9 protein-coding genes are annotated in these 6098 nt (G+C 68.8%); 8 read left to right on the forward strand and 1 reads right to left on the reverse strand.

Annotated features, from left to right (window positions below; genetic code table 11):
- Window positions 1-79 precede the first annotated feature (79 nt).
- Window positions 80-1018, reverse strand: a complete 939-nt coding sequence (locus tag SPF06_RS09305) for a 5'-3' exonuclease (RefSeq protein ID WP_323278758.1) — start codon at window positions 1016-1018, stop codon at window positions 80-82.
- Between the two features lie 393 nt (window positions 1019-1411).
- Here SPF06_RS09305 and SPF06_RS09310 point away from each other — a divergent pair, with 393 nt between their 5' ends.
- From SPF06_RS09310 to SPF06_RS09340, 8 genes are all read left to right on the forward strand, one after another.
- Window positions 1412-1753: a class I SAM-dependent methyltransferase gene (locus SPF06_RS09310; protein WP_323278759.1), complete on the forward strand. Its 342-nt coding sequence runs from the start codon at window positions 1412-1414 to the stop codon at window positions 1751-1753.
- Between the two features lie 12 nt (window positions 1754-1765).
- Window positions 1766-1963: a response regulator transcription factor gene (locus SPF06_RS22115; RefSeq protein WP_428985743.1), complete on the forward strand. Its 198-nt coding sequence runs from the start codon at window positions 1766-1768 to the stop codon at window positions 1961-1963.
- Window positions 1964-2069: 106 nt separating this feature from the next.
- On the forward strand, window positions 2070-2546 hold the full coding sequence (locus SPF06_RS09315) for an Asp23/Gls24 family envelope stress response protein (RefSeq protein ID WP_428985741.1): 477 nt from the start codon (window positions 2070-2072) through the stop codon (window positions 2544-2546).
- Window positions 2543-2734, forward strand: a complete 192-nt coding sequence (locus tag SPF06_RS09320) for a hypothetical protein (RefSeq protein ID WP_323278760.1) — start codon at window positions 2543-2545, stop codon at window positions 2732-2734. Before SPF06_RS09315 ends, SPF06_RS09320 begins: the two co-directional genes overlap by 4 nt.
- A complete protein-coding gene (locus SPF06_RS09325) occupies window positions 2731-3105 on the forward strand; it encodes a hypothetical protein (RefSeq protein WP_428985742.1) in 375 nt (124 codons plus the stop codon). The genes SPF06_RS09320 and SPF06_RS09325 overlap by 4 nt, the downstream gene beginning before the upstream one ends.
- Window positions 3102-3758 carry a hypothetical protein gene (locus tag SPF06_RS09330; protein ID WP_323278762.1) on the forward strand — a complete coding sequence of 219 codons (657 nt, stop codon included), beginning with the start codon at window positions 3102-3104 and terminating at the stop codon, window positions 3756-3758. The genes SPF06_RS09325 and SPF06_RS09330 overlap by 4 nt, the downstream gene beginning before the upstream one ends.
- Window positions 3755-4390: an Asp23/Gls24 family envelope stress response protein gene (locus SPF06_RS09335; RefSeq protein ID WP_323278763.1), complete on the forward strand. Its 636-nt coding sequence runs from the start codon at window positions 3755-3757 to the stop codon at window positions 4388-4390. Before SPF06_RS09330 ends, SPF06_RS09335 begins: the two co-directional genes overlap by 4 nt.
- Window positions 4391-4678: 288 nt before the next feature.
- A complete protein-coding gene (locus tag SPF06_RS09340; RefSeq protein WP_323278764.1) occupies window positions 4679-5977 on the forward strand; it encodes an ABC transporter substrate-binding protein in 1299 nt (432 codons plus the stop codon).
- Window positions 5978-6098 lie beyond the last annotated feature (121 nt).

Below are 6098 nucleotides of genomic sequence, written 5' to 3' on the forward strand. Positions count from 1 at the left end.
GGGGCCGACGCGATCCTCGACACGGCCCTCACCGGGTACACCTTGGGCCAGCAGGCTCGGAACCCCGCCCACCTTCCCTTCAGAGGTGCTGGTCGAGCGCCTGGAGGAGCCGCGTGACCGAGCCACCGAGGTTCCACTCCGTGGCGAGGCCCTCAAGCGCGGCGCGCGCATCGCCGACGACGGGGCGCAGCTGCGCTCCTGCCTCCTCGAGGGTCGGCAGGTCGAGGTCGCGGACCACCTTGACGACATCGGGGGCGACCGCGAGATAGCCTGCAGCCGCGGTCAGCTTCGCCCGGATGGGGGCGGAGATGCCGCTGGCGGCGTCCGCGGCTGCGGCGAGCAGCCCATCCAGCGTTCCGTACTGGAGGAGCAGCGACGCCGCGCCCTTCTCGCCGATCCCCGCCACGCCGGGCAGGCCGTCCGAGGTGTCGCCCCGGAGGACTGCATAGTCGGCGTACTGCTCGGGCAGCACGCGGTACCTCTCCACGACCACCGCCTCCGTGACGAGCTCCAGGTTCCTCATGCCCCGCGCCGTGTAGATCACGCGCACCTGGCGGGCGTCGTCGATCAGCTGGAACAGGTCACGGTCCCCGGTGACCACGTCCACGGGCAGTTCCGCCCGGGTGGCGTAGGTGCCGACCACGTCGTCGGCCTCGTGCTCTGGGGCACCGACGACGGCGATGCCGGCGAGTCGGAGCACGTGGCGGATCAGCGGCAGCTGCGCCGTCAGCCCCTCCGGCACGATCTCCACGTCGGGGGCGTCCGCCACAGCCTGCGCAACGCGATGCGACTTGTACGCGGGGATCAGGTCCACCCGCCACTTCGGCCGCCAGTCGTCGTCCATGCAGGCCACGAGATGCGTCGCCTGATAGTCGGAGGTCAGGCGGGCGATCATGTCCAGGAGGCCGCGCACGGCGTTCACTGGGGTGCCGTCGCCTCGGCGGATCGTGTCGGGGATGCCGTGGAAAGCGCGGAAGTACAGCGACGGGGCGTCGAGCAGCATCAGGCGCTGGGGCATACCTGATCTTGACACGGCTCGGGCCTGGACTGCCTTCGTCGGGGTCGAGTTGAACCTGCCCCCGCCATTGCGGCAATCCCCATTGCTGACTTCAGCGCGTGACCACCTGGTCGCCATACTGGCAGCCATGGGCGACGTTGACGACATCCACGGTGGGACGCTTGCAGCCTACGAACGCGGAGCCGCGAAATACATCGAGGGGACAGGCGCAGAAATTGGGGCGATCGTAGGTGAACTCATCGGTCTCGTCGCCCCAGGATCGACGATTCTTGAACTGGGCAGCGGCCCCGGCCGTGACGCGCTAGCGCTCGAAGCGGCGGGCTTGACCGTAGACCGTACAGACGGGCACGGTCGTTCGTCGAGTTCCTCCGGTCCCAAGGACATCAAGCACGGGTGCTCGACGTCCTTGCCGATGACTTCGGCGGCCCGTACGACGCGGTGTTCGCCAACGCTGTATTGCTCCATGTCGAGCGCGGGCGGCTTGAGCGAGTTCTCCGTGTCGCGGCGCACGCGGTGAACGAGGGCGGCATCTTGGCGGCCACTTTCAAGAAGGGCGACGGCGAGGGATGGTCTGACCGGAAACTGGAGGGCCCACGCTATTTCACCTACTGGCGAGAGGAGGCTCTGCGCCGTGTGCTGGCCAGTTCGGGCTGGTCGCCACTACGCATCGCCGATTCGACCGCCCCCGGTGCGCCCGAACGGTGGATCACTGTGCTCGCACGAGCTGCACGCTGACCGCCAGTGAGGGTGTGCGGCGGGCGGCGTGGGCCTCGGGCTACGGGGCGCCAGCAGGATTCGTCGCAACGGTTTCGTAACCAGGACATTGCGGCGCAGCTGAAATTGAGCGTCCGTACGGTGGAGAGCCACATCTCCAACGCGCTCCGCAAGACAGGTGCCATTTCCCGCAAGGAGCTGACGGAGATAGCGCGCACCTTCCACACCTAAGAGCGTGGCGCATTCGGCCGTTTGTGCCGACGTGATGCGTCGCAGCGTGGCTGTCGGTGCCGCGTACTAAGGTGGGAACAGAGTCGCGACGGCGTGGGGAGGCGGAATGGAGCAGCATCCGGAGGCACAGGAGGGAGCGCCCATGTTCGCCGAAGAGCCTTCGGGTGCCACGGGACGGACTGTCATCCATGAGCAGGCCGTCGCCAAGGTGGCCGCAGCCGCGGCCCGGGCGGTGCCTGGGGTGCATTCGCTCGGGACGGCCCCCTCAAGGGCGCTCGGCGCGATCCGCGATGCGGTCGGAGCCGATCATGCAAGCGGAGTGCGCGCCGAGGCCGGGGCAACGCAGGCCGCCGTGGACGTGACGCTCGTGGCGAAGTACGGGGTCCCGCTCCAGAAACTGGCCGACGACGTCCGTGCCGCCGTGTATAAGGCAGTCGAAGAATTCACCGGGCTCGCCGTCATCGAAGTCAATGTCGAGATCGCGGACGTCTACATCGGCGAGCCCAAAGCGGGCGAGCCTCGGCAGGCTGAGGCGGCCCAACGCCCGCAGCTGCCTTCTCCGTCGGGAAGCGAGGAGCTGTGAATCTGACTGTGGTCGGCATCGGGATCGGTGCCTTCGTTGCCTTCATGTCCTTCCAGTTCGGCCCGGGGGGCTTCATCGGCTCGATCATCTTCATGGCGATCGGGGCCATTCTCGGCCGCCTCGTCGAGGGCAAGGTTGATCTGCGCCGCGTATGGGATGCCCTGACCGGAAGGCGTTCTTCGTCGTGAGCGAAGCCGCCGGCTCGCGCACTCTCGCCGGGCATAATCGCGTCAGCACCCAGGCACTCACGAGCCTTGCCCAGGCCGCTGCTGCCGCGCAGTTCGGCGTGCGGCCTTCCGAGGTCCGCGCGACGTGGACGGACGACGCCGGCCTGTTGGCTCTCAGTGTCGTCTCGCCGATCGCCGTGCCCGACCTTGGCTCGATCGCCTCGGCCGCCGACGTCGCGGCGGCCGGAGGAACCGTGTGGGAGCGGGCGTCGGCCGCGAAGGGAGCGATTCTCCGCAGCGTTGCAGGCTTGAGCGGCACGCACTTGAGCCGCGTCGACATCCGCATCGCGGGGGTTCGCCCCGCAGCCGAGCGTAGGGTGCGGGTCCAATGAGTAGCGATGCCTCCCAGACACGCGTCGACGAGCCCGGGCACCCCAACGAATCCGACCGCAGAGAGCTCCGCACGGCAGCGAATCACGGTCTCGCCTTGGCCACGCGGCGCGAAATGAGCTCGGGGCGTGTCTTCGCCGCGGCGCTTGTCGCTCTCGTCGTCACGTTGCTGTGCGTCTACGCCCTCCTCGAATCGACGCTCCAAGCAATCGGCCAGCCGGCATGGATCATCGATCCGGAGACGGCGTCGCGCTTCGTCGCGGGGCTGCCGGGCGACGTCAACGCGGGAATCCTCGGCCTTCTCGGAGTCCTCGTCGCCGTCGTGGGGGTGGGCTTCGTGCTGCTTGCGGTCCTTGCCGGACGCCCGGGGCGACGCGTGCTGCCGAGCACGCGCATCGCCGTCGTGCTCGACGACGAAGTCCTCGCCTCGGCCCTCGCGCGCCGCGCGCGGACCGCGGCGACGGTGCGGCCCGAGCAGGTCACCGTCGTCGTATCCCACGCCGAGGCGATCGTGAACGTGCGGCCCACGTCGGGCGTCCCGGTCCGGGCCGAAGATGTGCTTGCCGCCGTCGAGGACGAGCTCAAGCGCCTTCGCCCCGAACCGTATCCGCTCCTCCGCGTGCGCGTTGCCGGGACCGGGGTGATCGGCGCATGAACGGGACCCCGCGCGTGCTCAATCGCGTGCTCGTGCTCATTTTCGGAGCCGTCGTGGCGGCAGCCGGGGTGTTCATGGTGCTGCTCGCTGCAGTGCCAGCCGTCGGTGCGTGGTGGGCGACGTGGGCGCCGTCGGCCTCCCTCGAGGCGGGGCGGGGGTTCGCGAGCACGTGGATCCCCGGAACTCACGTGAGCTGGCTGTGGATCCTCGCGATGGCGCTGCTCGCATGCCTCATCCTGCTCATGGTCTGGTGGATGGCCAAGCAGGGCACTGGGCGGCGCGACCTTGTCGCGTGGTCGGCTCCGGGCACGGAGCATGGATCGGCAGAGTCGGGCGAGGCTCCGGGCCGAGTGGCCATCGCCGCCTCGACCGTGGACCAGGCACTGAGGAACGCCCTTGCGTACCGTCGCGATCTGCTCGGCACCTCCGTCGCGGCTGTCGAATTCGAAGGGCGCATCGCGCTGCGGCTTCGCGTCGTGGCCCGTCAGGGCGCTGATCCGCAGGAGATCGCCCGCGAAGTCGAGCGCATCGTCACGGGGATGGACCTGCTCTTGGGCCACGAGTGCCCCGTGCTGCTCCACATCGCGTCGGGGACTCGGGCGCGCTTCAGCCGCGCCGAGCGCGTTCGCTGACGATCCCGCGACACCTTCTCTGTCGAGACGTGGCCACGCGTCAGGCGTGATCTGGCCACGCGTCGGCAGGGGCCCGCCCGGTCACAATCGGCACTTCGCCGCGGTCGCCGTCGTCCTCCCACTCTCCTCGATTTCCGGTTGCAGCACGGCCCGAGGAGAGACTTTGGTCACGGAATGGAAACGTCGTGCGTAAGCGCTTGCACACAGCTGTTGCACAGCCTAGGGTGAAATGCGTCACACACTCCGGGGGCCGGCACAGAGCTGCCCCGTCAGACAAGGGAGTCGAGCATGAGAAACAAGTTCTCCAAGTACGCTATGCCGGTTGCGTCGGCGAGCGTACTGGCCCTGGCCCTCTCGGCCTGTGGAGGCGGTGGCGGTACTGGCGGCGGCAACACAGGTGGCGGCGGCGGAGACGCCTCGGCGAACCTCGATGGCCGCGGCCCGATCACTTACGTTCAGGGCAAGGACAACTCGAACGTCATCCGCCCGACCATCGACAAGTGGAACGCCGCTCACCCGGACCAGAAGGTCACGCTCAAGGAGCAGTCGGACCAAGCCGACCAGCAGCACGACGACCTCGTGCAGCACTTCCAGGCCAAGGATTCGAACTACGACGTCGTAAGCGTTGACGTCGTGTGGTCGGCCGAGTTCGCGGCGAAGGGCTGGCTCCAGCCGCTCAAGGACAAGACCGCCATCGACACCTCGGCGATGCTGCCGGCGACGGTCAAGGCCGCGACGTACAACGGCACGCTCTACGCGTCTCCCGTCACGTCCGACGGTGGCCTGCTGTACTACCGCAAGGACCTCGTGCCGAACCCGCCCAAGACGTGGGACGAGATGATGGCGGACTGCTCGGTTGCGAAGCAGAACAACATCGGCTGCTACGCGGGCCAGTTCCAGAAGTACGAGGGCCTCACGGTCAACGCCACCGAGGCGATCAACACCTTCGGCGGCAAGGTCGTGGACGATTCGGGCAAGGCGGTCGTGAACTCGCCGGAGTCCAAGACGGGCCTCTCCAAGCTTGCTGACGCGTTCAAGAACGGGAACATCCCGGCCGAGGCCATCACCTTCACCGAGGAGCCGGGCCGCCAGGCGTTTGAGGCCGGCAAGCTCCTGTTCCTCCGCAACTGGCCGTACGTCTACAACCTCGCCAAGACCGACGGCGATTCCAAGGTCAAGGACACCTTCGGCATCGCGCCGCTGCCCGGCATGAGCGGCCCCGGCGCCTCGTCGCTCGGCGGCCACAGCGCAGCCATCAGCGTGTACTCGAAGAACAAGGCGACCGCGACGGACTTCCTCAAGTTCCTCACGGACCCCGAGCAGCAGAAGTTCTTCGCGACCCAGGGCTCCCTCGCCCCGGTCCTCGGCAGCCTCTACACGGATTCGACGCTGACGGCGAAGCTTCCGTACCTGCCGACGCTTCTGACCTCGATCCAGAACGCGGTGCCGCGCCCGGTTTCGCCGTTCTACCCGGCGGTCACGAAGGCCATCGAGGACAACTCGTACGCCGCGCTCAAGGGTGAGAAGACTGTGGATCAGGCCCTCACCGACATGCAGGCCGCCCTCCAGGCGGCTGGCGCCAAGTAGTCCCCGACGGCGGGGGGGGGGGGGGGGGGGGGGGGGGGGGGGCGGGCCCCCCCCCCCCCCCCCCCCCCCCCCCCCGGGGGGCCCGCGCCCCCCCCCCCGGCCCCCCCCCCCCCCCCCCCCC

It is taken from the genome of Sinomonas terricola, assembly GCF_034931225.1.
Classification (GTDB): Bacteria; Actinomycetota; Actinomycetes; order Actinomycetales; family Micrococcaceae; genus Sinomonas; species Sinomonas terricola.